The organism is Pseudomonas putida S13.1.2 (assembly GCF_000498395.2).
In the GTDB taxonomy this organism is placed as follows: Bacteria; Pseudomonadota; Gammaproteobacteria; order Pseudomonadales; family Pseudomonadaceae; genus Aquipseudomonas; species Aquipseudomonas putida_Q.
On the sequence record NZ_CP010979.1, the window covers coordinates 1,207,701 to 1,232,364 of the forward strand.

The 24,664-nt window shown below is 62.9% G+C and carries 22 protein-coding genes; 8 read left to right on the plus strand and 14 right to left on the minus strand.

Features of this window, described 5'->3' with window-relative positions; translation table 11 throughout:
• Position 1: 1 nt before the first annotated feature.
• Both N805_RS05485 and N805_RS05490 read right to left on the minus strand, forming a co-directional pair.
• Positions 2 to 2,992, minus strand: coding sequence for a T6SS effector BTH_I2691 family protein (locus N805_RS05485; protein WP_028613105.1), 2,991 nt, complete (start codon positions 2,990 to 2,992; stop codon positions 2 to 4).
• A gap of 317 nt (positions 2,993 to 3,309) precedes the next feature.
• Positions 3,310 to 3,597, minus strand: coding sequence for a DUF4189 domain-containing protein (locus tag N805_RS05490; RefSeq protein WP_019473991.1), 288 nt, complete (start codon positions 3,595 to 3,597; stop codon positions 3,310 to 3,312).
• Positions 3,598 to 3,763: 166 nt separating this feature from the next.
• On the opposite strand from N805_RS05490, the gene N805_RS05495 reads away from it, so the two are divergent.
• The 4 genes from N805_RS05495 to N805_RS05510 all read left to right on the plus strand — a co-directional run bounded on the left by N805_RS05495 (position 3,764) and on the right by N805_RS05510 (position 6,968).
• Positions 3,764 to 4,192: a DUF2231 domain-containing protein gene (locus tag N805_RS05495; protein WP_019473992.1), complete on the plus strand. Its 429-nt coding sequence runs from the start codon at positions 3,764 to 3,766 to the stop codon at positions 4,190 to 4,192.
• Positions 4,189 to 5,481: a PQQ-dependent sugar dehydrogenase gene (locus tag N805_RS05500; protein WP_019473993.1), complete on the plus strand. Its 1,293-nt coding sequence runs from the start codon at positions 4,189 to 4,191 to the stop codon at positions 5,479 to 5,481. The genes N805_RS05495 and N805_RS05500 overlap by 4 nt, the downstream gene beginning before the upstream one ends.
• A gap of 159 nt (positions 5,482 to 5,640) precedes the next feature.
• Complete coding sequence (locus tag N805_RS05505) at positions 5,641 to 6,222, plus strand: hypothetical protein (RefSeq protein ID WP_019473994.1); 582 nt, start codon at positions 5,641 to 5,643, stop codon at positions 6,220 to 6,222.
• Positions 6,223 to 6,449: 227 nt separating this feature from the next.
• Entirely contained in the window at positions 6,450 to 6,968 is a 519-nt protein-coding gene (locus tag N805_RS05510; protein WP_019473995.1) for a DMT family transporter, read from the plus strand.
• On the opposite strand, the gene N805_RS05515 is transcribed toward N805_RS05510, so the two are convergent.
• Positions 6,969 to 7,877, minus strand: a complete 909-nt coding sequence (locus N805_RS05515) for a LysR family transcriptional regulator (protein WP_019473996.1) — start codon at positions 7,875 to 7,877, stop codon at positions 6,969 to 6,971.
• 245 nt (positions 7,878 to 8,122) lie between these two features.
• Here N805_RS05515 and N805_RS05520 point away from each other — a divergent pair, with 245 nt between their 5' ends.
• The 3 genes from N805_RS05520 to N805_RS05530 all read left to right on the plus strand — a co-directional run bounded on the left by N805_RS05520 (position 8,123) and on the right by N805_RS05530 (position 11,372).
• Complete coding sequence (locus tag N805_RS05520; protein ID WP_028613104.1) at positions 8,123 to 9,337, plus strand: YeeE/YedE family protein; 1,215 nt, start codon at positions 8,123 to 8,125, stop codon at positions 9,335 to 9,337.
• 112 nt (positions 9,338 to 9,449) lie between these two features.
• The gene (locus tag N805_RS05525) at positions 9,450 to 10,424 is read left to right on the plus strand and encodes a quinone oxidoreductase family protein (RefSeq protein WP_028613103.1); all 975 of its coding nucleotides are present in this window, start codon (positions 9,450 to 9,452) and stop codon (positions 10,422 to 10,424) included.
• Positions 10,425 to 10,451: 27 nt separating this feature from the next.
• Positions 10,452 to 11,372, plus strand: coding sequence for a LysR family transcriptional regulator (locus N805_RS05530; RefSeq protein WP_028613102.1), 921 nt, complete (start codon positions 10,452 to 10,454; stop codon positions 11,370 to 11,372).
• Between the two features lie 45 nt (positions 11,373 to 11,417).
• On the opposite strand, the gene N805_RS05535 is transcribed toward N805_RS05530, so the two are convergent.
• On the minus strand, positions 11,418 to 11,747 hold the full coding sequence (locus tag N805_RS05535) for a hypothetical protein (RefSeq protein ID WP_028613101.1): 330 nt from the start codon (positions 11,745 to 11,747) through the stop codon (positions 11,418 to 11,420).
• A 74-nt stretch (positions 11,748 to 11,821) separates the two neighbouring features.
• The gene (locus N805_RS05540) at positions 11,822 to 12,472 is read right to left on the minus strand and encodes a DUF998 domain-containing protein (RefSeq protein ID WP_028613100.1); all 651 of its coding nucleotides are present in this window, start codon (positions 12,470 to 12,472) and stop codon (positions 11,822 to 11,824) included.
• A gap of 198 nt (positions 12,473 to 12,670) precedes the next feature.
• On the opposite strand from N805_RS05540, the gene N805_RS05545 reads away from it, so the two are divergent.
• Positions 12,671 to 13,420 carry a FadR/GntR family transcriptional regulator gene (locus tag N805_RS05545; protein WP_016487470.1) on the plus strand — a complete coding sequence of 250 codons (750 nt, stop codon included), beginning with the start codon at positions 12,671 to 12,673 and terminating at the stop codon, positions 13,418 to 13,420.
• A 171-nt stretch (positions 13,421 to 13,591) separates the two neighbouring features.
• Here the strand turns inward: N805_RS05545 and N805_RS05550 are convergent, their stop codons facing one another.
• From N805_RS05550 to N805_RS05590, 9 genes are all read right to left on the minus strand, one after another.
• A complete protein-coding gene (locus N805_RS05550) occupies positions 13,592 to 15,172 on the minus strand; it encodes an aldehyde dehydrogenase (NADP(+)) (RefSeq protein WP_028613099.1) in 1,581 nt (526 codons plus the stop codon).
• Positions 15,173 to 15,346: 174 nt separating this feature from the next.
• The gene (garD, locus tag N805_RS05555) at positions 15,347 to 16,900 is read right to left on the minus strand and encodes a galactarate dehydratase (RefSeq protein WP_028613098.1); all 1,554 of its coding nucleotides are present in this window, start codon (positions 16,898 to 16,900) and stop codon (positions 15,347 to 15,349) included.
• 79 nt (positions 16,901 to 16,979) lie between these two features.
• Positions 16,980 to 18,344: an MFS transporter gene (locus N805_RS05560; RefSeq protein WP_028613097.1), complete on the minus strand. Its 1,365-nt coding sequence runs from the start codon at positions 18,342 to 18,344 to the stop codon at positions 16,980 to 16,982.
• A gap of 104 nt (positions 18,345 to 18,448) precedes the next feature.
• Positions 18,449 to 19,360: a 5-dehydro-4-deoxyglucarate dehydratase gene (gene kdgD / locus N805_RS05565; protein WP_028613096.1), complete on the minus strand. Its 912-nt coding sequence runs from the start codon at positions 19,358 to 19,360 to the stop codon at positions 18,449 to 18,451.
• Positions 19,361 to 19,814: 454 nt separating this feature from the next.
• The gene (locus N805_RS05570) at positions 19,815 to 20,624 is read right to left on the minus strand and encodes a gamma-glutamyl-gamma-aminobutyrate hydrolase family protein (RefSeq protein WP_028613095.1); all 810 of its coding nucleotides are present in this window, start codon (positions 20,622 to 20,624) and stop codon (positions 19,815 to 19,817) included.
• A gap of 440 nt (positions 20,625 to 21,064) precedes the next feature.
• Positions 21,065 to 21,847 (minus strand): amino acid ABC transporter ATP-binding protein, encoded by a 783-nt coding sequence (locus tag N805_RS05575; RefSeq protein WP_028613094.1) that lies wholly within the window; start codon positions 21,845 to 21,847, stop codon positions 21,065 to 21,067.
• 22 nt (positions 21,848 to 21,869) lie between these two features.
• A complete protein-coding gene (locus N805_RS05580) occupies positions 21,870 to 23,114 on the minus strand; it encodes an NAD(P)/FAD-dependent oxidoreductase (protein WP_028613093.1) in 1,245 nt (414 codons plus the stop codon).
• A 16-nt stretch (positions 23,115 to 23,130) separates the two neighbouring features.
• Positions 23,131 to 23,841 (minus strand): ABC transporter permease, encoded by a 711-nt coding sequence (locus N805_RS05585; RefSeq protein WP_019473816.1) that lies wholly within the window; start codon positions 23,839 to 23,841, stop codon positions 23,131 to 23,133.
• Positions 23,838 to 24,557 carry an ABC transporter permease gene (locus N805_RS05590; RefSeq protein WP_019473817.1) on the minus strand — a complete coding sequence of 240 codons (720 nt, stop codon included), beginning with the start codon at positions 24,555 to 24,557 and terminating at the stop codon, positions 23,838 to 23,840. The genes N805_RS05585 and N805_RS05590 overlap by 4 nt, the downstream gene beginning before the upstream one ends.
• Positions 24,558 to 24,664 lie beyond the last annotated feature (107 nt).

Below are 24,664 nucleotides of genomic sequence, written 5' to 3' on the forward strand. Positions count from 1 at the left end.
ATCAGCGTTCCAAACGAAAAACCGACAGGGTCTCATTGTCTTCGTCCAACCCCTGATTGGCGCTGTAGGCGAGATGCAGTGAGACATGATTTTGGTTGGTTAGCGTGTTCTCAAAATGTAGAACCAAACCAGCACCTACGATGTGGCCGGTTGGGGCGATTGGGAAAACGTCCATTCCTTGGCCGTCACGGAAGGCGCTCAAGCTCCCTGACCATTCGCTCACGCCTAGCCAAAAGCCAGGCAGTAGTACTGTGAACGCGACACTTGGTTGAGGTGTGGCTACTTCGTTATGTGTGATAGCGGTCCAGTTTGGCGGAGACCAGTGATGATTTTGATGCCATCGGGTATCGACTTTAGTTATACCGAGTGACAGGGCCTGCTCGGCGGAGAGTAGCTTCGGCCCGTAGTGTTCGTTGTACCAAGCTTTGATTTCGGTTTTTAGCGAAGCAAAAACAGGAAGTCTATTTTCGTAGTCCAAGTTAATTTCAGGGTGCATCTCTCCATCGTTGATGCGATTGCCGAACACGCAACGTGCTGCCCAAAGCTCGATCGGGCTGTGCTGCCGCTCATGTGCCTTGGCGTGAAGGTACAGCCCTCCTGCAATGATGGCTACTCCCACCAGGACAAGTGCAGCCGCGGCCCATCCGGCGAACGGTACAAACGAAGTAACACCTGCAATTGACAGTCCGGCTTCAAGTACGACGATTGAGCCAGCGGCCATAGTTACTCCGCCAGCCATTGTGTATCGGGCTGCAATTTGGTCGCCATTAGTGCGCTGCCGCTGCGACTTGAATATGTCAGAAGTTAATCCGCTAATTATTGCGGGGTATCCCACTAAGCGTGCGTAGAGATTACTGCTTAAAAACTTCATGATCCCATTTCCGAAGGCCATGCCTGGTGCGGTCGGACTCAATCTCAATATCACGGCCTTCTGCGTTGCTCGCACGCTGACCATCGTCGCCGCCGCTGCACCGATCACACCGAAAATCGATGAAGCAAACCCCAAGGTGTATTCCGGTGCATCGCTCTTCTGCAGGCTGTTATAGGCCGTCTTCAGCGATAAGATATTGAACCACAGCATCCCCGCGTTCAAACCTCCCCCACCGCCCGAGGTGAGCAACCCGAGAAAGTTGGGCTTCACTCGCGCAGTGGTGGTCAGTTCTATCGATATTGTCCGGCTACCCGAGATGCGCAGTTGTTTCATTTCCTCAACCTGCGCCATGCCGCTTTTCAAATACTTCTGTACCTCCTGGCTAAATGGATTGTCCGTGATGGCCTGTTCGGTGATTCGATAGCGCGCTGCCAACAGCCCCAACGCCTTCTCGGCATTCGCCTCACGCGCCGCCAACAGCACCTGCTGACGCAGGCCATGACTGGCATCCCACCGTGTCTGGCCACGCAGGCGCTTGAGCACTACGGTATTGACCGCCTGGGCGGTAAGGTCGGTGATGTCGGCCATGGCCGGGAAGCGACCCACCAATCCTTCGATCACGTTGTCGCTGGCACCGAATAAAGAGCCGGTCGAATCCGCCTTGTCCTTGAACGGATTGAACGGCGCCAAGGCGGTGTAAAGCGGGCTGTCGTGCTGGTCCAACCATTGCTCCAGGCGTTTGAAGCGTCGGTCATGATTTTCGGTGCCGGGTGTCGGCTGGCCCATCGGGTGAATCAGCAAAGCCAGCGAGATTTCCAGACCGCGGGCGGAGGTGCGTTCGTCGCGGTCGTAACACGCCAGGGCGGCCGCGAGGCTGTAGGGGTTGTCGATATGTTGCGATTCGGCAGTGGCCAGCCAGGTGTCATGATCGTTGCTGGCTTGCAAGGCCAGGTTGCGCAGGGCTGCAATACGCCGTTCCAGTTCATCGCGCTCGGCGAGGAAATGCCGGTATTTGGCGATATCGATGCGCTTTGCCAGGCGCGCGCCGTTGGGGGAGTAATCCTCATGGGTGAGGGCCTGGAAATGTGACTCGGCCGCAGACAGCGCAGGCCCACGCCGCTCCGTGCCAAGCCTGAGCGCAGCCAGTTCCGGTGAGGGCGCATCGGCCGGGTACATGCTTTCCAGCGTCTTGTTCAGCAGCATGCCCACCAGGTTGCGATGGTGAAAATCGCGGCTTTGCACGCTCAGCTGCTCGGCATCCAGGCGGTAGCACGCCGGCACGCGTTCTTGCTCGGGAGGTTGCGCGGGTTTTGTATGTGCCAGTTGCTCGGCGGGCATCAGGTCGCGCATTTGATGCTGGTAGGCCGAGACCGACAGGCTCAGGTCCAGAGCCATGCCTTCGGCGTCGGCGAGTGCTACCACCACCGGTACTTTCGGTTGGGTCCAGGGGTAGTGACGCGCAACGGCGACCAGGTTGCCGATAGGCAAGGTTTCGGTGACCGGGTCGCTGCTCCAGGTCAACGGCATGCGCCGCTCTGTGGGCTTGAAGTCTTCGACCCAGGTTTGCAGGGCACTGACCGGCAACACATGGGGCTGGGTGGACGGCGCCTGGTTGCCGGCGATCAGTTCGGCCATGTCCAGCTGGCGCATGTGCCGTTTGCGCAAGGCTGATGAACCGGTGATGCGGGCGGTCACGGCGTTGGTCCACAGGTGGGGGCTGTAAGCGATCCACACTTCCTTGGCGATATTGGGGCAGGTATCGGCCCACACCCAGCCCATGCTCCGGCTGGAGAGATAGCGATCACGCAGGTGGTAGTTCTCCAGCCCTTTGTAACGCAGTTCCTTGTAAAGACCCGCGCCAATGTACTCATGGATGACCAGCTTTTCGCCCTTCGGGCCTTTCATGAACACGTAGATATAACCCGGGCGCAAGGCGCGGAGGGTGTAGGCAGAGTGTTGCAGCGGGGCGAAGCCTTGTTCCAGGTTGAAACCGGCATTGGCATAGCGGCAGGCGGGGGATTCGCCGGTGCGTGGCACGATGGCATAGCGCACCGGCAGGATGGGGATGCGTGCGCTGCAGGCAGGGCCGGAGGTGGCGCTGCTAACGGAAGCATTGCTCATGCGAGTTCCTTGCTCAGCGAGCAGTCTTTTCAGACCAAACGCGTAGAACGGCCTGTTCCAGTGCAAATAAAGACTGGAAGGGGGTTGGCTGATGCTTATGCTGTAGGAAATATCTTTCTTGTTTTGGAGGGTGAAAAAAAGATTGGCTTGTTAAGGCTCAGGCGAAAGACAATGCCTCGATTTCTCCTTCTTGGTCGAGGCTGAAAGTGTAATATTTTATTTGAATATTTTTTGTGTTTAGTGAGTGTGGTTTTGTAAGTGGAAAGTTTGATCTTTTCTGTAGGAATTGTCTTACTTATTAAGCGGTCGATAAACTTTCAGTTCTTGCACTTGGCCATCACTACTTGGCAAGTTCGGGGTGTGCCTCCAGAGCGGCCGGCATAGCGTATGCAATTGTTCATGGATTTTTGCCGCGCAATGCTCAGGGTATTGCCCCAGGCCAGGCCGCCTTCGCCGGTCGTGGGTACGGCTTTGGCGAAGCAGTTGGAGCCGACTGCAGGCGTGGCGTAGCGCGCCTTGCTGCCTTTGCTGGAGCAACCAGCAGTGAGCGCCAGGCTGAGGGCGAGCAGAGTGGTGAGGGCCCAGGACGGGTTTGGTCTGCTCATGTGTTCCCCTTCTACGCTTGGCAGCAAATGCCTTGCAGGATATTTCATTCTAGCGAAGCGGTGAACTATCGCGTCGTGAAGGGGCTCCTTTGCTTAGCGCACCCTGCGCTCACCTGATGGCGCAAGCCCATCAGTCTCTTGGGTCACTGAATGAAAAGGAGGCACTGTGACCGCAACTGACCAAACCCTCTACCGCTGTAAGCCCAGCCCGCTGCACGCCCTGCTGCTGGCAGGCAGTGTCCCATTGTTCCTTGGCGCGCTGCTGAGCGACATCGCCTACTTCAACAGCTACCAGATCCAGTGGAACAACTTTGCCGCCTGGCTGATCGCCGGCGCCTTGGTGTTCTGCGGGCTGGCACTGCTGTTTGCGCTGGCCAACCTGGTCCGCGCCGAGCGCAAGGGTGGGCGCGCTACGCTGTACTTCGTGCTGCTGCTGGTGACCTGGGTGCTCGGGTTGATCAATGCGTTCGAGCACGCCAAGGACGCCTGGGCGGTGATGCCGTCGGGGCTGGTGTTGTCGGTGATCGTGACCGTGCTCTCGGTAGTGGCTGCGTGGACCGGCTTGAGCAACCTGCGTTCGGGAGGTGCAGCATGAAGCCTTTGCATGCATTGAGCTTGTTGAGCATGGCGGTGTTGCTGAGCGCCTGTGGTGGTGACGGCGAGCCCACCCAGGCCCATGGGCCGGACCCGAAGCTGCCCGATCCGCAGCGCGGGTTGTTGCCGAGCATGAAGATCGCGCAGCCGGTTGCCTGGGGCGAGCAGAAACCGACCGTGCCGGAGGGTTTCAGCGTCACGGCCATTGCCACTGACCTGAAAATCCCGCGGCAGAGCCTGGTGCTGCCCAATGGCGATATTCTGGTGGCCGAGGGCAGGGGTGGCAGCGCGGCCAAGCTCAAGCCCAAGGATGTGATCGCAAGCCAGATCAAGGCCAAGGGCAATACGCAGGTCAAGGGTGGCAACCGCCTGACCCTGTTGCGTGATGCCGACGGCGACGGCACCTATGAGGTGCAGACCATTTTCGCCGAAAACCTCAACGCGCCGTACGGCCTGGCCTTTGCAAACGGCAAGCTGTATGTGGCCAACCAGGATGCGCTGGTGCGCTTTGACTACAAGGAAGGCCAGACCCAAGCCGACGGCCCGCCGTCCAAGGTCACCGACCTGCCGGCCGAAATCAACCACCACTGGACCAAGGCGCTGACAATCAGCCCCGATGGCCGCTATCTGTATGTGGGCATCGGCTCGAACAGCAACATCACCGAGCGCGGCCTGGAGGTGGAGATCGATCGGGCGATGGTCTGGCAGGTCGATGCCGAAACCGGCGCGCACCGGCCCTACGCCACTGGCTTGCGCAACCCGACGGCATTGACCATTCAGCCGCAGACAGGGCAGCTGTGGACTGTGGTCAACGAGCGGGATGAGCTGGGCCCCGACCTGGTGCCGGACTACCTCACTTCGGTACGTGAGGGCGGCTTCTATGGTTGGCCTTACAGCTACTGGGGGCAGAACGTGGATGAGCGGGTGCGGCCGCAAAACCCGGACAAGGTGGCTGCCGCGATCAAGCCAGACTACAGCCTGGGTTCGCATGTGGCAGCATTGGGTGTCGACTTCTCGATCCCGGCCATGGGTGAGCGCTTTGCCGACGGTGTGTTCGTCGGCGAGCACGGCAGCTGGAACCGGCCCGACCCGGTGGGCTACAAGGTGATTTTCGTACCGTTCAGCAATGGCAGGCCGGCAGGGGAGCCAATCGACTTCGCTACAGGCTTTCGCGGCGAGGATGGCAAGACGCGTGGGCGGCCAGTGGGGGTGACGGTGGACCCGCGTGGGGCGTTGATCATTGCCGATGACCTGGCCAATACGGTATGGCGGGTGACGCGTAACCGTTGAATATTGGTGTAGCCCAAATCCACCGCCCTGTGGAGGTGGGTTCATCCGCGAAAAAGTCGGCGAGGTGATGGCTCCGGCAGGGTGGCGGGCAACGTCTATGCTTGTTGGCGCGTGAACCATTCGCGCCCTTTTTTTGGTTGATCACATGGAAGCAGGTCTATGAACCCGATTCGCTCTCTCGCTCGTGCTGTTGCCCTGGCCACGCTGGCATCCGCTGCCAGCTTCACGGTGCACGCTGCCGATATTCCGATTGCCAGCGAGGCACTGGAAAGCCATGTCACCACGCAGGTCACAGCCATCGACCTGGCCAACCGCCAGGTCACGGTAAAAGGCCCTGATAACAAGAAAGATGTGACGTTCCAGCTTACGGAAAACGCGAAGGCTCTGCCTAACCTCAAGGTTGGGGACCAGGTCGATATCTTCGTTACCCGCGCCGTGGCTTATGTGCTCAACACCGATGTGGGTGGGGCGCCGAAGGCTAGCGAGGAATCCGGTACCATTCGCGCCACTGCGCAAAACCCCAATCCGGGCGGCGAAGCATTCCGCCAGGTCCGGGTCACCTCGCAGATCAAGAAGATCGACCTCAAGACGCATGAAGTGAGCCTGCTGCCACCCGAGGGCAAGTTGCAGGTGGTCAAGGTCGAAAACCCGGAATTGCAGGCGCGCATGAACAATCTCAAGGTTGGCCAGACGGTCGATGCGATCTTTACCGAAGTGCTGCGCGTCGAAACTTCGCGCTGAACATTTACCGAGAAAGGCTACGGGGTGCCCGGAAATGAATCCGTCGTGATGCCGTGCATGACGGCGGATGCTGTACGCCAACCGAGCACGCAAAATGCTCATCGCGGGCAAACCGCAACCACTGCGAATATGCGCTTGACGAATACTGTACGTGCATACTTTCGATTTCCATCAATGGCGAGAATTTTCGATCATTGCCTGAATCTTTTTCAGCAATGAGGGCTGCCATGTCCAGTAAAACCCTGTGCCTTCTGGTGCTTCCCTTTGCCTTGGCGTTGCTTGCCGGGGCGGTATTGCCGTTCCAGGCCGCAGGTAACGCCGCCGTGGGTCGTGCCCTGGGGCATTGGTTGTGGGGGGCATTCACTTCGTTGACGGTGAGTTCGCTGGTGGTAATTGCCGCACTGTTAATGTTCAGGGTGCCCGTACCAGACCTGGGCAAGGCCCTGCAGGGCCCATGGTGGCTGTGGATTGGCGGTGTGCTGGGGGCGATGTATGTAGCGGGTGCTGCAGCGCTTACGCCCAAACTGGGCGCGGCAGGGTTCCTGGTGCTGGTAGTGGCAGGGCAGATCATCACCGCGGTACTTGCCGACCACTTCGGGGTGATGGGGCTGGGCGGCAAGCCGCTGAGCCTGGCCAGGGTGGCAGGCGTAGTGCTGATCCTGTGTGGCGTACTGTTAGTGCAAGGCACCTGGGCGACGGCGCCAGCGACCAGTGCAATCACCGCAGTGAAGCAGCCAGAAGGCTGATCAGCGCCCCGGCTGGCTGCAGGTCCACACGGTTTCGCGCAGCCAGCGGTGCCCGGGGTCGCTGTCCTTGCGGCTGTGCCAGGCCTGCTGGTAGTCGAACGAGGGAATGGCCAGTGGCGGGGTGAACTGGCGCAGTGTCTTGTGCTGGCGCAGCGATCCTACTGCGCGGCTGGCCACTGTCAGGATCAGGTCGGTGCCGGCCAGCACCTCTACTGCCGCGCTCCAGTGTGGCAAGGCCAAGGCAATACGGCGGCGCAGGCCCTGGGCGGCCAAGGCACGCTCGATCTCGTCGAAGGCATCCGGACGCATCGCCATCAGCACATGCGGGCGTGCCAACCAGTCTTCCAGGGTAAGGCCGCCGCTAGCAGGCAACACCTGGCGATCGGCAACGCTGATGAAATGGTCGGCAAACAGGGGCTGGGCGGTGATGTCCTGAGGCAACTCGGGGAACAGGCCCAGTGCCAGGTCCAGTTCCCCATCGAGCAGTTGCGCCAGCATGGTTTCGCGGCTGGCCTGGCTGATGGCCAGGTCCACCCCGGGTGCGGCCTGGCGCAGGTGGCGCAGCAGGGGTGGCAGGATGATGCGTGAGGAGTAGTCGGACAGCGACAGCCGGAAACGGCGCTGGGCTTTGGCTGGCTCGAACTGCGGGGTGGCCAGCAGGCCGTTGAGATTGCTCAGGGCATCCTGCAGCGGTTTTACCAGCGACTGGGCAAGGGCGGTGAGGGCCATGCCGCCGCCTTGGCGTACCAACAAGGGGTCGTCGAAGTGTTTACGCAGCTGCGCCAATGCGTGGCTGACCGCCGGTTGGCTGCGGTGCAGGCGCAGGGCGGCACGGGTCACGTGCTTTTCGCTGAGCAGGGCATGCAGGGCGAGTAGCAGGTTGAGGTCGATCTTGCGCAGTTCATCCATGGGGTGAATGGCCTTGGTAAATGCTGGCGACTCACATCAGCTTAACAAATGTGTGGGCCTTGCACGGTCGTTGAGCGGCCTTGTGTCGCGAAGGGCCGCAACGCGGCCCCCGACAATATTTGCTGCGGAGCCGAAGATCTGGGGCCGCTTTGCGGCTCTTCGCGACACAAGGCCGCTCCTACAGGGACCGCGTCAGTTGCCGGGGGTATACTCTTCGTCCGTTCTACTGTTATCCGAGTACTCCGATGGGTCTTTCCGCAACTGCCACACCCGAACCGCGTCGCCTGGGCGCCCCTTTGATCGCCATGGCCTTACTGCTGGCTGGCGCCTGGTTCCTCAATCTGAATGCCGGCTTCAAGCAGGTGTTGCTGCTGTTGGTGGGCGCGGCGCTGGGCCTGACCCTGTACCACGCCGCCTTCGGCTTCACCTCGGCTTGGCGGGTGTTCATCAACGAGCGCCGCGGCGCAGGCCTGCGGGCGCAGATGGTCATGCTGGCCCTGGCGGTGCTGCTGTTCTTCCCGGCATTGTCAGCTGGCAGCCTGTTCGGTAACCCGGTCACTGGCCTGGTGGCCCCGGCGGGTGTTTCGGTCGTGTTCGGTGCGTTCATCTTCGGCATCGGCATGCAATTGGGCGGCGGTTGCGCTTCGGGCACGCTGTTCACTGTGGGCGGTGGCAATGCGCGCATGCTGGTGACCCTGCTGTTCTTCATCATCGGTTCTGTAACCGCCACCCATCACGCTGACTGGTGGTTTGCCTTGCCGTCGTTCCCGGCAACCTCGATCGTGCAAGCCTGGGGTGTGGGGCCGGCCCTGCTGGTGAGCCTGGCAGTGTTCGGGCTGGTCGCCTGGGCTACCGTGCTGCTGGAAAAGCGCCGACACGGCACGCTGGAAGCGCCAGTTGCCAGCGAACACCAGGGCCTGCGGCGCTTCCTGCGTGGCCCATGGCCGCTGTTGTGGGGCGCCATTGCGCTGGCACTGCTCAACTACGCGACCCTGGCGCTGGCGGGGCGGCCATGGGGTATTACTTCGGCCTTCGCCCTATGGGGTGCCAAAACCCTCAACGGCCTGGGCGTGGATGTCGGCAGCTGGGTGTTCTGGCAGGCGCCGGCCAATGCCAAGGCGTTGGCCTCGCCGCTGTGGCAGGACATCACCACGGTGATGGACCTGGGCATCGTGCTGGGGGCGCTGCTGGCTGCTGGCCTGGCCGGGCGCTTTGCGCCAAGCCTGAAAATCCCGCTGCCGTCGCTGGTTGCCGCAGTCATCGGTGGCCTGCTGTTGGGCTACGGTTCGCGCCTGGCCTATGGCTGCAATATTGGCGCGTACTTCAGTGGCATTGCCTCGGGCAGCGTGCATGGCTGGCTGTGGCTGGTGGCGGCTTATGCGGGCAACCTGATCGGCGTTCGCCTTCGCCCGTTGTTTTTCGCCGGTGAGCGGCGCCCAGCGGTGCTGACGGGCTGCTGAGGCAGTGCGTAGATTGCTGCAAGAGGTGCAGAAATCATCTGCACCTCGCCTGATTGTTCAACTTTTACTGCCCCATTAGCCTGACCCGAACACCCTCCAACAGGATTCGATCATGGCTACCCGTATCACGCTCAATGGCACCGGCAGCGCCGATGTGATGCAACCTGAACACGTACAGGCACAATCCCCAGGGCCCGGCCAGGTCTGGCTGGAGCAGACAGCCATGGGTGTGAACCCCCTCGACCTGTTGCAGCGCAAAGGCGCTGCGCCCCTGGCTTTGCCCTCCGGCCTGGGGCTGGAAGGCGCAGGCAGGGTCACTGCCGTCGGGGATGGGGTGTACAACGTGCAGGTGGGGGACCGCGTCGCTTATGCCATGGGGCCGGTCGGGGCCTATGCCAGCGGCCGGTTGTTCCCGGCTGAGCGGCTGGTCCAGCTGCCGTCGCAGCTGGATGACGAGGCCGCCGCAGCGGTGCTGTTCAAAGGCATCACGGCGCAGTACTTGCTGAAAACCACCTACGCTGTGGGCCCGGGTACCCAAGTGCTGTTGTACGGCGCCGCCGGTGCCTTGGGCCAACTGATGGCGCCTTGGGCGCGGCATCTCGGGGCGACCGTGATTGGCGTGGTATCACGCCCGCAAAGTGTGCCCAGGGCGCAGGCGGCGGGCTGCCACCATGTGCTGGTTTTCGACGCGGCAACGCTGGCCAGCGAAGTGCGCAAGCTGACCCAGGGGCAGGGCGTGGATGTAGCCTATGACTGTGTCGGCAAGGTGTCGCTGGAAGCTTCGCTGGACAGCCTGCGGGTGCGCGGCCTGCTGGTGTCGTTCGGGGGCACTTCCGGTGCGCCGGTGGCGATCGAGGTGGCCACGCTCAATGCCAAGGGCTCGCTGTACCTGACCCGGCCGTCACTGGCGGCACATACACGCACGGTCGAGGAGTACCAGCAACGCGCAACCGATGTGCTGGCAGCCGTCGCCGAGGGTATCATCCAGCCTCGGGTCTGGCGTCGCTACCCGCTGGCCGAAGTGGCCAGGGCCCACGGGGACCTGGAGCAAGGGCTGTCGGAGGGCGCGCTGGTCCTTACTGCCTGATGCCCGAACCTGCCACCGAGCCTAGCCATGGATGCCTTCGCCAGTCGCCGCGCCGATGAACTTGCCACCTTGCTGGCCCTGCACGAGCAGGGCTCGTTTGCCGCTGCCGGGCGGCAGCTGGAGCGCCACCCCACGGTGCTGTCGAAGCGCCTGAGTGCGCTGGAGGCGCGGCTGGGCATTCGCCTCGTGGAGCGCAGCACGCGGCAGCTGCGTTTTACCGATGAAGGCGAGCGGCTGGTGGCCAAGGTACGCGAGGCCAACCGGCTGATCGCCGAGGCGGAACAGGAAGCTGCCGAGGGTGCGGCAACGGTACGCGGGCGCTTGCGCCTGGCATTGCCGGCGGCCATGGGGCGGCGCTGGTTGAGTGGGATGCTAGCGGACTTCGTGCTGGCCTATCCGCAGGTGACGGTGGAGGCAGAGTATGCCGACCGTTTCGTCGACCTGATCGGCGAGGGCTTCGATGCCGCCATCCGCATTGGCGAACTGGCGGACAATCGCCTGGTGGCCAGGCGATTGTGCGATCACGTGCGCATCCTCTGCGCATCGCCTGATTACCTTGGTCGGCATGGCACGCCTGCACAACCGGAACAATTATCTGAGCATAATTGTTTATGTTTCAGTGGCTTGCGTTCATTTCCTGAATGGCGATTGATGAGTGGTGAGCGGCAGGTGAGCGTGAAGGTGGCCGGCAGCCTGCGCAGCAATGACAATGAAGCGTTGCTGGAGGCAGCGCGGCGTGGCGTGGGCATTCTTGCCGGGGGTGACTGGCTGATGGGTGAGGACCTGGCAAGCGGCCGCCTGGTACGGGTGCTGCCGCAATGGCAGCTGGACGTGGCAGCGGGCATTTACCTGGTACGCCCGACCGCGCGGCTGAACACTGCGGCCCTCGGCGCCTTCAAGGCCTGGCTGGAAGAGCGCTTCAGGGCCGGGGCACCCTGGCGCTCTTGATACTCTTTTGCAGATTAAACGCATAACCTTCTGATAAATAATAGATTATCGCTTGGCTATCGCATGCTGAACACACTGCTCATAGTAAGTCTGCTTGATCGCTGCAGGCTTGAGCCGCGAGCGGCTGTTGTAAGTCTGCTCGGTAATGCCGAAGGCGGTCATGCGCATCCAGGGTTTGGGGAATTTGCGTACCTGCAGCTTCTTGCGCGTGGCATACAGGGTCACCCCGGAAAGCTTGGCCTGCTGGGCCTCGGCGGCTATCTGCGCACCCCAGCCGCAGGTGTGGCGATCGTTCTGGCTCAGCGCCCGGGCCTGGGCGCCGAACGCCAGCGTGGCCAGCAGGCAACCGGCCATCGTTGCTAGAATTACTCGCATGTTGCTGTCCTAAGCATCTGAAGGAGAACGGAGTTTGCCTTCGCTTTCCGATGCCGGGGGCCAGCAATTTGCCGTCAGATCACCGCCATGCGCAGCGGGCTGGCCGCTGGCGTGCGCAGGCTTGCCCAGGCCAAGCTGGCGACCCAGATCACTGACACACCATAGTTCAGGCGTTGATACAGGCCGAACAGCTGGCCGTCTTGCGCTGCCTGGCCCATCAGTGCGGCGGTAATGATCGCCAGCACTACGCAGGCCAGGGAGAACAGCGCCAGGGCCCGCGAGCCGGCAATGCGATTGCCTAGCCACGCCCACAGGGCACTGGCCAGGGTCAGCGAGAGGAACATCAGCAGGCCGGACAGGTTATGCAGTTGCTGTGAGGTGGACGGCTGCGCTGGTGCACAACCTTGGTCACAGGGGAACCAGCCGGTGCCGAGGCTACCTACACCATGCAGCAACACCAGGGCCGAACTCAGCATTGCCAGTTTCGACCCACGCCAGCGCCGCGCCAGGCCCCAGGCAAACAGGGCGAACAGGGCGGCCAATGGAAAGTTGTTGGCCAGTGGCGACCAGCTGTGGGTCGGCGCGCCCACGGCCCCGAGCTGGCTCATGGCTTGTTGCAGGTGGTCATAGCCGGGGTAAGCCTGGGCGGTGAGCCAAACACCTGCCAGCAACCAGAGGGGTATCAGCAGGCCGCTGGCGAGCAATAGGCGGTCGAGGGGTTTCATGCGGCATTTTCCTTCCATGGATGAGTGAGCGCAAAGGCGCACAGTACAGGCTTGCGCGGCCTCTGGGCCAGCACTTGCGCCGGCTTTTTCATAGGCGTGGGTTGCGAGGGAGAGCAAGAAATACCGCACCGGGTGTATGTGATCGTACAACTGCTTGCGCTATGATGAGCGCTGTCTTTCTAGGTGAAATACAGGGCAATGACAGAGCAACAGGTACAGGCAAGGACCCGGCGCAAGCCGCGTAGTCTGGCCCAGGAACTGGTCACAGTGCTGACCGAACGCATTCGCAGTGGCCAGCTCAAGCGTGGCGACAAGCTGCCGACCGAATCGCAGATCATGGTCGAAGAGGGCGTGAGCCGCACCGTGGTGCGTGAGGCGATCTCGCGGCTGCAGGCGGCCGGGCAGGTCGAGACCCGCCATGGCATCGGCACGTTCGTGCTGGACGCGCCAGCTTCGGGGGGCTTTCGCATCGACCCGGCAACTGTGGTCACCCTGCGCGAAGTGCTGGCGGTGCTGGAGTTGCGTATTGCCCTGGAGATCGAGTCGGCGGGCCTGGCGGCGCAGCGGCGCAGTGACGAAGAGCTGGCGGGCATGCGTGCGGCGCTGGACGAACTCAACGAAGGGGCGGCGCATGCCAATGATGCGGTGTCGGCGGACTTCCAGTTCCACCTGCGCATTGCCCAGGCCAGCGGCAACCACTACTTTGCCGATATCATCAACCACCTGGGGACCAGCATCATTCCGCGCACCCGGGTGAACTCGGCGCGGTTGGCCCATGATGACCAGGCGCATTACATGAGCCGGCTGATGCATGAGCACGAGGCGATCTATGAAGCAATCGCCCGGCGTGACAGCGAAGGGGCAAAGATGGCCATGCGCATGCACCTGAGCAATAGCCGGGAGCGCTTGCGTCAGGTACATGAAGAGGCTGAGGCGCAAGGAGTCTAAGGCCCTTGTGACCTATACCGGCCTCTTCGCGGGCACGCCCGCTCCCACAGAATCACCACAATGCCTGAAAATTGTGCAAACCCTGTGGGAGCGGGTTTACCCGCGAAGAGGCCGGCACAGCCAAAAGAAAAGCCCCGCAATGTGCGGGGCTTTCTTATTTCAGGCGCTCGATCAGATCGCCTGGTCACTCCATTGCCCGTTCACCAGTCGGCGCAGCCCCAGCGGGTTGCCATCGCGCAGCGCCTCAGGCAGCAGGGCCTGCGGGTAGTTCTGGTAGCACACCGGGCGCAGGAAGCGGTCGATGGCCAAGGTGCCCACCGAGGTGCCGCGGGCATCCGAGGTCGCAGGGTAAGGCCCGCCGTGGACCATGGCATCACAGACTTCGACACCGGTCGGGTAGCCATTGATCAGGATGCGCCCGACCTTCTCCTCCAGCAGCGGCACCAGCCAGGCGTAGGCCTCGAAATCTTCCGCTTCGCCGATCAGGGTAGCGGTCAGTTGGCCACGCAGGCCCAACAGGGCGGCGCGCAGTTGTTGGTCGTCCCGCACTTCTACGGCGACGGTGGTAGGGCCGAACACTTCTTCCTGCAACAGCGGGTCAGACTCGACCAGCAGGCGGGCATCGGCCTTGAACAGTTGGGCGCGGGCCTGGCTGCCTTCCTGCGCCTGGCCGGCCAGGTGCTCGATACCGGTATGGGCCTGCAGGTGCTCAAGGCCGCCAACGTAGCTGCGCAGGCCACCCGCGTTGAGCATGGTTTGCCCGGCCTGCTGGTCCAGGTGCTGGCCAAGGTCGGCCAGTAGCTGGCTGTACTGTGGCGATTGCAGGCCGATCACCAACCCCGGGTTGGTGCAGAACTGCCCGGCGCCCATGCACACCGAGCCGGCCAATTCGCGGGCGATAGCCTCGCCACGTTTGGCCAAGGCGGCTGGCAGGATGATGACCGGGTTGATGCTGGACATCTCGGCGAACACTGGGATTGGCTGTGGGCGCTCGGCGGCCATGCGGCACAGGGCGTCGCCGCCCTTGAGCGAGCCGGTGAAGCCGACGGCCTGGATGGCCGGGTGCTTGACCAGCCACTCGCCGACACCACCACCGAACACCATGTTGAACACGCCCTTGGGCATGCCGGTGCGCTCGGCGGCGCGCACGATGGCGCATCCCACCAGGTCGGCGGTGGCCATGTGGCCGCTGTGCGCCTTGAACACCACCGGGCAGCCAGCGGCCAGTGCAGCAGCGGTGTCGCCACCGGCGGTGGAGAAGGCCAGCGGGAAGTTACTGGCGCCGAACACGGCGACCGGGCCGACGCCAATGCGCATCTGACGCAGGTCCACGCGTGGCAGCGGCTGGCGCTCTGGCAAGGCCAGGTCGATACGGGCACCGAGGAAATCGCCACGGCGCAGTACTTGAGCGAACAGGCGCATCTGGCCGCTGGTGCGGCCACGCTCGCCTTGAATACGGGCGGCGGGCAGGGCGGTCTCGCGGCAGACGATGGCGACGAAGGCATCGTCCAGTTCGTCCAGTTCGGCGGCGATGGCGTCGAGGAATTCGGCGCGGCGGGCCGGGGCCAGTTGGCGGAACTCAGCGAAGGCCGCAGCGGCGGCCTTGGCGGCCTGGTCTACTTCGGCTTCGCTGGCTTGAGCAAAGCTGTAGGGCAGGGCTTCGCCAGTGCTGGCGTCCAGGCTCTGCAGGCGCTGTGGGCCAGCGGCGCTGCGCTGGCCGGCGATGAAGTTGTGGCCGAGGATTTCAGGCATTGGGGTGCTCCTGTTGGCTGAAAAAAATCTGGGGGGGTGTCGCATGACCTGTGGGTGCGGGCGTGCCCGCGAAGCAGGCAACCCGGTGTATGGCACCGGCTTTGCCGGTGTTCGCGGGCATGCCCGCTCCCACAGGGAAGTGGGGGGGTCGATGATCCAGCAAGCCCTGCGGCATCAGGTAATCGGTGCCGGGTTGAACAGGGTGATGTCGTTGTGCAGGCGGTGCTGCTCGGCCCAGGTCTGCTTGCGGCCGCTGGCCACGTCCAGGTAGTAATGGAACAGTTCCCAGCCCAGCTCTTCGATGCTCGAACGGCCTGTGGCGATGCGCCCGGCGTCGATGTCGATCAGGTCGGGCCAACGCTGGGCCAGTTCGCTGCGCGTGCACACCTTGACCACTGGCGCCATGGCCAGCCCGTAGGGGGTTCCTCGGCCAGTGGTGAACACATGCAGGTTCATGCCGGCGGCCAGTTGCAGGGTGCCGCAGACAAAGTCGCTGGCCGGGGTGGCGCAGAAGATCAGGCCCTTGCGCGTTACCCGCTCGCCTGGGCCGAGCACCCCCTGGATAGCGCCGCTGCCGGACTTGACGATCGACCCCAGCGACTTCTCGACGATATTGGACAGGCCGCCTTTCTTGTTGCCTGGCGTCGTGTTGGCGCTGCGGTCTGCAGCGCCTTGCTGCAGGTAGCGGTCGTACCAGTCCATTTCGCGTATCAAGGCACCGGCCACCTCCTGGTTTTCGGCGCGCGAGGTCAGCATGTAGATGGCGTCGCGCACCTCGGTCACTTCCGAGAACAGCACGGTAGCGCCGGCGCGTACCAGCAAGTCGGCGGCGTAGCCCAGCGCCGGGTTGGCGGTGATGCCCGAGAAGGCGTCGCTGCCACCGCACTGCATGCCAAGGATCAACTCGCTGGCCGGTACGGTTTCACGGCGGCGCTGGTCGAGCTTCTTCAAGCGGGTTTCGGCCAGTTCCATGATCTGCTCGATCATTTCCACAAAGCCCAGGCTGGCGTCCTGCAGGCGGTACAGCCATGGGTCGCTGAGGTCTACCGAAGGGTCGTTGTCGTGCATCACCTGGCCGGCTTGCAGCTTTTCACAGCCGAGGCTGATGACCAGCGCCTCGCCACCCAGGTTGGGGTTGCGCGCCAGGTTGCGCACGGTGCGGATCGGGATGTAGGCGTCGCGCGCGTTGATGGCCACGCCGCAGCCATAGCTGTGGGTGATGGCCACCACGTCATCGACGTTGGGGTACTTGGGCAGCAGTTCGCTGCGGATGCGCTTGACCGCATGCTCCAGCACGCCGGTCACGCACTGCACGGTGGTGGTGATACCGAGAATGTTGCGGGTGCCGACGGTGCCGTCGGCGTTGCGGTAGCCTTCGAACGTGAAGCCTTCGAGCGGCGGCAGCGGGTGTGGGACGGCATCGCAGCGCGGCAGGCTGTCCAGCTCCGGGGCGGCCGGCATGGCCAGCTGGCTTTCCTGCACCCAACTGCCCTGGTGCAGGTCTTCCAGCGCGTAGCCGATGATTTGCCCATAGCGGCGCACGGGCTCGCCTTTGGCGATGGCCACGGTGGCGACCTTGTGGCTTTGTGGCACGCCTTCGACCAGGGTCAGGCCGTCGGCAAAGCGGGCGCCTTCGCCCAGGCCGCCGTCGTTGACCACTACCACGACGTTATCGTCGTCGTGCAGGCGGACGTAGCGGGGCGAGTCGGAATGTTCGATCAACTGCATGTTTGGGCCCTACTTGTCAGGTTCTCAGGCTTTTTTGTACATCCGCCCGCACCGGTTGCCCCGGTGCGGGCGTGTTCACTCAGTGACGCGAGCTGGCCAGTTCGCCGTTGGCGGCAGGCTCAGCCTGTGGCTTTGGGTCATCATCGCGCAGCTCGATCCGCTTGATCGGGCCCACGATCACCAGGTAGCTGAACACCGCTACCAGGGCGTTGGCGCCCACGTACACCAGTGCCCACTTGAACGAGCCGGTGGCGCTGATGATGTAGCCGATCACGATAGGCGTGGTGATCGAGGCGATGTTGCCGAAGGTGTTGAACAGGCCACCGGACAGCCCGGCGATCTGCTTCGGCGAGGTGTCTGCCACCACCGCCCAGCCCAGCGCGCCAATGCCTTTACCGAAGAATGCCAGGGTCATGAAGCCAACCACCATCCACTCGGCATCGACATAGTTGCAGAACACCATGGTGGTCGACAGCAGCAGGCCGCACACGATCGGCAGTTTGCGCGAGAACGTCAGCGAGTTGCCCCGGCGCAGCAGCCAGTCGGAGATCACGCCACCCAGCACGCCACCAATGAAACCGCAGACCGCCGGCAGCGAAGCGATGAAGCCGGCCTTGAGGATGGTCATGCCACGTTCCTGCACCAGGTACACAGGGAACCAAGTGAGGAAGAAGTAGGTGATGGCGTTGATGCAGTACTGGCCCAGGTACACGCCCAGCAGCATACGGCTGGTCAGCAGTTGCTTGATGTAGCCCCATTTTGGGCCGGTGTTGCCGCGCTTCTGGTCCATGTCCACCAGGCCGCCGTTCTGCTCGATGTGTTCGAGCTCGCTTGGGCTGATGCGTGGGTGTTGGCGCGGGTTGTAAATGGTTTTCAGCCACACCATCGAGAAGATGATGCCCAGTACACCCATGACCACGAACACGTGCTCCCAGCCGAAGCTGAACACGATCCAGCCCATGATCGGGGCGAACAGTGCAGTGGCGAAGTACTGCGCCGAGTTGAAGATGGCTGAGGCAGTGCCGCGCTCCTGAGTCGGGAACCAGGCGGCGACGATACGTGCGTTGCCCGGGAACGACGGGGCTTCGGCGAAACCGACCAGAAAGCGCAGGGTGAAGAGGGTGACCACGGCCCAGGCAACCGGCAGGCCACCGACAAACCCCTGCAGCAGGGTGAACAGCGACCAGGTGAAGATGCTGAAGGCGTAGACGTTTTTTGAACCGAAGCGATCGAGCAGCCAGCCACCAGGAATCTGGCCAGCCACGTAAGCCCATCCAAAGGCGGAAAAGATATAACCGAGGGTTACGGCGTCAATGCCGAGGTCTTTCTGCAGGCTGGAGCCTGCGATAGCAATGGTAGCGCGGTCGGCATAGTTGATCGTGGTCACCAGGAACAGCATGAACAGGATCAGGTAGCGCACATGCGTCTTCTTTGTCGCTTGCATGCTGGCAATACTCCCACTAGTTATTTTTGTGCGGGCTCACGAATTGTAACCGGAGTGGGGCTGGCCCACTCCGGGCGCGGCATGTGGCAGGCCGCGGGCGACGCTTACTGCGGGCCCATCTTGTCCATCAGCGCGGCGAGCATCTCGTACTCTTCTGCGGTGAGGTCGGTCAGCGGGGTGCGCACCGGGCCTGCGTCGTAACCGGCGATCTTGGCGCCCGCCTTGACGATGCTCACGGCGTAGCCAGCCTTACGGTTGCGGATGTCCAGGTACGGCAGGAAGAAATCGTCGATCAGCTTGGCCACGGCGGCGTGATCGTCGCGGGCGATGGCGTGGTAGAAGTCCATGGCGGTCTTCGGCACGAAGTTGAACACGGCGGAGGAGTACACCGGCACGCCCAGGGCCTTGTAGGCGGCAGCATACACTTCGGCGGTCGGCAGGCCACCCAGGTAGCTGAAACGATCGCCCAGGCGGCGACGGATCGACACCATCAGCTCGATATCACCCAGGCCATCTTTGTAGCCGATCAGGTTCGGGCAACGCTCGGCCAGTTTTTCCAGCAGGTCGGCATTCAGGCGGCAGACGTTGCGGTTGTACACCACCACGCCAATCTTCACCGATTTGCAGACTGCTTCGACGTGGGCGGCGACGCCGTCCTGGCTGGCTTCGGTCAGGTAATGCGGCAGCAGCAGCAGGCCCTTGGCACCCAGGCGCTCGGCTTCCTGTGCGTATTCGATGGCCTGGCGGGTGGAGCCACCCACGCCAGCGAGGATAGGTACCGAGGTAGCGCAGGTGTCGACGGCAGTCTTGATCACCTGGCTGTATTCGCTGGCGGCCAGGGAGAAGAACTCACCGGTGCCACCGGCGGCGAACAGTGCGCTGGCGCCATACGGGGCCAACCATTCCAGGCGTTTGATGTAGCCAGCCTGGTGGAAATCGCCCTGGGCATTGAAGTCGGTGACCGGGAATGACAGCAGGCCGTGAGAGAGGATGGATTTAAGTTCTTGTGGATTCATTGTTGTAGGCATCCTGTGGCGCTTGGGTGAAGGGTGTTGTTTTGCGTTGGAGGTAAGTTATCGTACAACTTGTACGATGACTAGTCCTTTTTGCGAGATTTTTTGCAGTGGGCAGGGAGGAGGATCTGTTTCCTGTGCTGGCCTCTTCGCGGGTGAACCCGCTCCCACAGGCACGGCTCAGCGGTCCAGAGAGCTATGCAGATCAGTGTGGGAGCGGGTTTACCCGCGAAGAGGCCGGTGCAGGCGAAACATAACGGAAGGAAAAGACACCGATGTCAGACTAACCGCAATCAGTCATCGTATCTCTTGGCGGGGAAGGAAAAAAACGATCGCGGAGACAGGCACTAGGCCGCCGCCCGATTCCACGGGAAGTGTTCTGGGACCAGCAGAGGGTGACCGGGGAAACGGGGGCGGCCTTGCGCCGCCCCGCGATCAAAGCAGAGGAAACTGAAGGTCAGGCAGCGTGCTGGCGCTTGATCTGCGCCTTGCGTACCTGGGCACGGCAAGCATCGCCGAAGGCCTGGAACATCTTGATCGAATCCGGGTTTTTCGCAGCTTGCCACTCTGGGTGCCACTGCACCGCGAACAGGAACGGCGAAATGCTCGGGGCGTGAATGGCTTCGACCAGGCCGTCTTCGGCCAAGGCGATGGCTTCGATGCCGGCGCCGAGCGTGCGCAGGCCTTGGCCATGCAGCGAGTTGACGCGAATTTCGTCGGTACCCAGGGTGTCACGCAGCCAGCTGCCCGGCTTGATCTTTACCCCATGTACCTGGGCGTACTGCACGTCAACGGGGTCTTCCGGGTTTTCCCGGTGGTCGTTGAAGCCAGGCTCGGCGTACACCTTCTGGTAGATGTCGCCACCCAAGGCCACGTTGATTTCCTGCATGCCACGGCAGATACCGAAGATCGGCAGGCCACGCTTGATCGCCGCCTTGACCAGCGGGATGTCGAACAGGTCGCGGTTCTGGTCCTGGCCCTTGCCTGGGGTTTCATTTTCCTGGCCGTACAGGGCCGGGTCGATGTTGCTGCCAGCGCCGGTCAGGTAAACGCCGTCGGCCATGTCCAGATAGGTGTCGAGGTCTTCAGTGCCGCAGCAGGTGGGCACCAGTACCGGGACGCAATCGGAGAACTCGACCAGCGGGGTGATGTATTTGTGGGTCATGACCTGATAGTCATGGCCTTTGCGCTCTTGGCTGCCCATGGTCATCAGGACGACGGGTTTGCGCAGGGAAGGTTGCTTGTTGCCAATGTTGCTGTTGGACATATGTCACCTTGGGACAGGTTCAGCCTGTCGTTGTTGTGCAGGTGCACGGCGCGGGGCCCTGAGTGCAGCCTGAAGCTCCGAGCACTGCCGGCTCGTCAGAGGCGACGATTCCGGTCGGGGCTTGTAGATAGCTTGCCAGAGCCGTTCGATATGTCAAACGACGGAAGAGGGCTTTAACGCGGGGAATGCACCGGTTTTTGGGGGCTGAAACCGATGCGGGCCTGTGGCGGCGTGGGTTTGGCGGGGGTGTTGGTCAATAATATTTAACGACGCAGTTGGGTCTTTGCAGCGGTGCAATGAAGGGGGCTGGAGTTTGTGCTACTGGCCCTATCGCCGGCAAGCCAGCTCCCACAGGTACTGCATCGGCCCTAAAAGCTGCAGATATCCTGTGGGAGCTGGCTTGCCGGCGATAGGGGCAGCACAGGCATCAAACATTTTGCTCAGTGCAGTATCTGCGCAAGAAACGCCTTGGCGCGCTCGGTACGCGGCTGGTTGAAGAACAGCTGCGGCGGGCTGTCTTCGATGATCTGCCCACCCTCAAGGAACAGCACCCGCTCGGCTACCTGCCTGGCAAAGCCCATTTCATGGGTGACGCAGAGCATGGTCATGCCAGTGCCGGCCAGTTGCACCAGCACATCCAGCACTTCGGCGACCATTTCCGGGTCCAGTGCCGACGTAGGCTCGTCAAACAGCATGATCCGAGGCTTCATGCACAGGGCCCGGGCAATCGCCACGCGCTGCTGCTGGCCGCCCGACAGCTGGCTGGGGTATTTGTGCGCCTGACTTTCGATACCCACCTTGCTCAGGTACATGCGCGCCCGCTCTTCGGCGTCCTTGCGCGACAGCCCCCGCACGCTGGTGGGGGCCAGCAGGCAGTTGTCGAGCACGCTCATGTGCGGGAACAAGTTGAAGTGCTGGAACACCATGCCGATGTCGCTGCGCACCTGCGCCGCTTCACGGGTGGTGGCTGCCAGGTCGATGCCGTCCACCTGGATGTTGCCCTGTTGGGCCACTTCCAGGCGGTTGATGCAGCGGATCAGGGTCGACTTGCCCGAGCCGGACGGCCCGCACAGCACAATGCGTTCGCCTTCGCGCACCTGCAGGTTGATGTTGTGCAGCACGTGGAACGCGCCGTAGTGCTTGTTCAGGCCTTCGATGCGGATCAGCACCGGGCGTGGGTCGGGCTCGGGGGCAAGGCTTGCAAGGCTCAGTGGTGCGGTCATGTTGTTGTTCTCCCGCGTGGGTTCAGTCGAAACGGGTCGCGCTGTAGGGCGCGGGGTCGGTGAAAGGGTGCTCGCCGGTGATCAGCTCGGCCACCAGCCGGCCGCTGACCGGGCCCAGGGTGAGGCCGTGGTGGGCGTGGCCAAAGTTGAACCACAGCCCCGGGTGGCGCGCTGCAGGGCCGATGACCGGGCGCATGTCGGGCAGGCACGGGCGGCGGCCCAGCCAAGGGGTGTCGTCCAGGCGCTCACCCAAGGCCGGGAACAGCTTGCGCGCCAGGGCCTCGCAGCGGCCCAGCTGGATCTGGTTGCCTGGCGCGCTGCTGGCGTCGAACTCGATGCCGGTGGTCAGGCGCACGCCGCGCGCCATCGGCGCCAGCACGTAGCCGCCCTGGGTGTCGCAGATCGAATGCTCAAGCGTCGCGCCGTCACGGGTGCTGTAGTGCATGTGATAGCCGCGCTTGATCGCCAGCGGAATCTGGTAGCCCAGGCCGCTGAACAGGTCGGCCGACTGCGGGCCGAGGCAGGCCACCACCTCGTCGGCGGTAATCGGGCCACGGCGGCTCTCTACCCGCCATTGGCCGTTGGCCTGGCGCAAGCTGCGCGCATCACCATGCAGGAACTGCCCACCGCGCTGCAGAAACAGCGCCGCATAGCCGCGGGTGAGGGCGCCGGGGTTGTTCACGGTCTTGGGGTCAAGCCAGTGGATGCCGCCTACAACGGTGGCGTCCAGCTGATGCTCGCGGGCCTGCAACTGCCCGCATTCCAGGATTTCAAATTGCAGGCCATAGCGGCTCAGGCCTTTGGCGTCGGCCTTGGCCTGCTCGAACAGGGCCGGGTCGCGGAACACTTCGATCCAGCCTTTGGCCTGCACCAGCCCTTCAAGGCCGGCGGCTTTGATCAGCGCGTCGTGTTCTTCGACGCAGCGCTGTACCAGCGGCAGCATGTCGGCGGCAGCCCCGGCCAGGCGCCCGGGGGCCGACTGGCGCCAGTAGCGCCACAGCCACGGCGCGGCCTTGGGCAGGTGCGCCAGGCTGTAGCGTACGTCGGGCTGGCGGTTCAGGCCGTAGCGCAACAATGCGCCGAACTGCCGGGGGAAGGCGTAGGGGATGACGCTGGAGCGCTCGATCAGCCCGGCGTTGCCGTGGCTGGTACCGCTGCCGGGCTCATCGCGGTCGATCAGGACAACCTGACGTCCGCGGGCCTGCAAGTGCAGGGCGGTGCTGACGCCGACGATGCCGGCGCCGAGGACAAGGGTCTGGCAATGCATGGAACGTATCCTTCGGTCAGTTCAGGTGGCGGCCCAGTCGGCCTTCCAGGTGTTTCAGCAGGCGCCGCACCAGTTCGACGATTACCAGGTAGAGCACGGCGGCCCACAGGTAGATCTGGAAGTCGAAACTGCGCGAGAAGGCCAGTTTGGTCACGCCCATCAGGTCGTAGATGGTCACCAGCGAGGCAATGGCGCTGGCCTTGATCATCAGGATCAGTTCGTTGCCCAGCGGGCCGATGGCCACCAGCAACGACTGCGGCAGAATCACCTTGAAAAAGGTGGTCGAGCGCTTCAGGTTCAGCGCCCGCGCCGCTTCATGCTGCCCCGGCGCAACGGCCATCAGGCTGCCGCGGAAGATCTCCGCCTGGTAGGCAGCGGTGTTCAGGGTGAAGGCCAGCAAGGTGCAGAACCACGCCTCGCGGAAAAACCACCACAGGCCGACGTCCTGCCAGAAGCCCTTGAGCGAACCCAGGCCGTAGTACAGCAGGAACAGCTGGGCCAGCAGGGGCGAGCCGCGGAAGAAGTAAACGTAGCCGGCGGCCATGCGTTGCAGCAGCAGGCTGCGCGACATGCGTGCCAAGGCCAGTAACAGCCCAAGTACGGCGCCCAGGCTGAAGGAAATGGCCACCAGTTTGGCGGTTACCAGCAGGCCATCCAGAAAGCGTGGCCCGTAGCGGTCCAGCAGGTCGGGGTCTAGCACCAGTGCCAGCAGTTGTTCCAGGCTCATGCCCGTGCTCCTTGCAGGTGGCGGTTACTGCGCCGTTCGATAAAGGCGAACACACGCCCGGAAAGCGCTGCAAACATCAGGTAACCCAGGCAGGCGACGCCATAGAAGAACATTGGCTCCTTGGTCACGCTGACGGCCAGGTTGGTCTGGCGCATCAGGTCGACCAGCGAGATGGTCGACACCAGCGACGTGTCCTTGAGCAGCGACAGCCAGTTGTTCGACAAACCGGGCAGTGCGATGCGGGTAAGTTGTGGCAGCAGCACCTTGAAGAAGGCAGTGCGCTTGCTCAGGCCCAGGGCCGAGCAGGCCTCCAGCTGGCCCTTGGGCAGGGTCTTGAAGGCGGCCAGCCAGATCTCGCTGGAGAACGCGGCGAACACCAGGCTGAAGGCGATCATCGCGGCGAGGAAGGTGTTGATCAAAAACTCCCCCTGGTAGCCCATGGCCGCGAGGATTTTTTGCGCGGCGATCTGGCAGCCGTAATAGATGATCAGCAGTGTCAGCAGCTCGGGCAGGCCGCGGAACACCGTGGAGAAGGTGGTGGCCCAGGCCCGTGGCAGGCGCTTGCGCGAACGCGCCGCCAGCGCTACCACCAGGCCCAGTGGCAGGCCGATGGGCAGGCAGGCCAGTGCCAGTGAAACAGTCACCAGGGCGCCGGCCAGCAGCGCCTGGCCCCAGCCTCCGCTGGCGAAGGACAGCAACGACAATTGATCGAGCATGACGAACCCCTAAGGTGGGCAACGCGGTCTCTGTGTAGGAGCGGCCTTGTGTCGCGAAAGGGCTGCGGAGCAGACCCGGGATGTGTGCCACGGCAGAGATTGCTGGG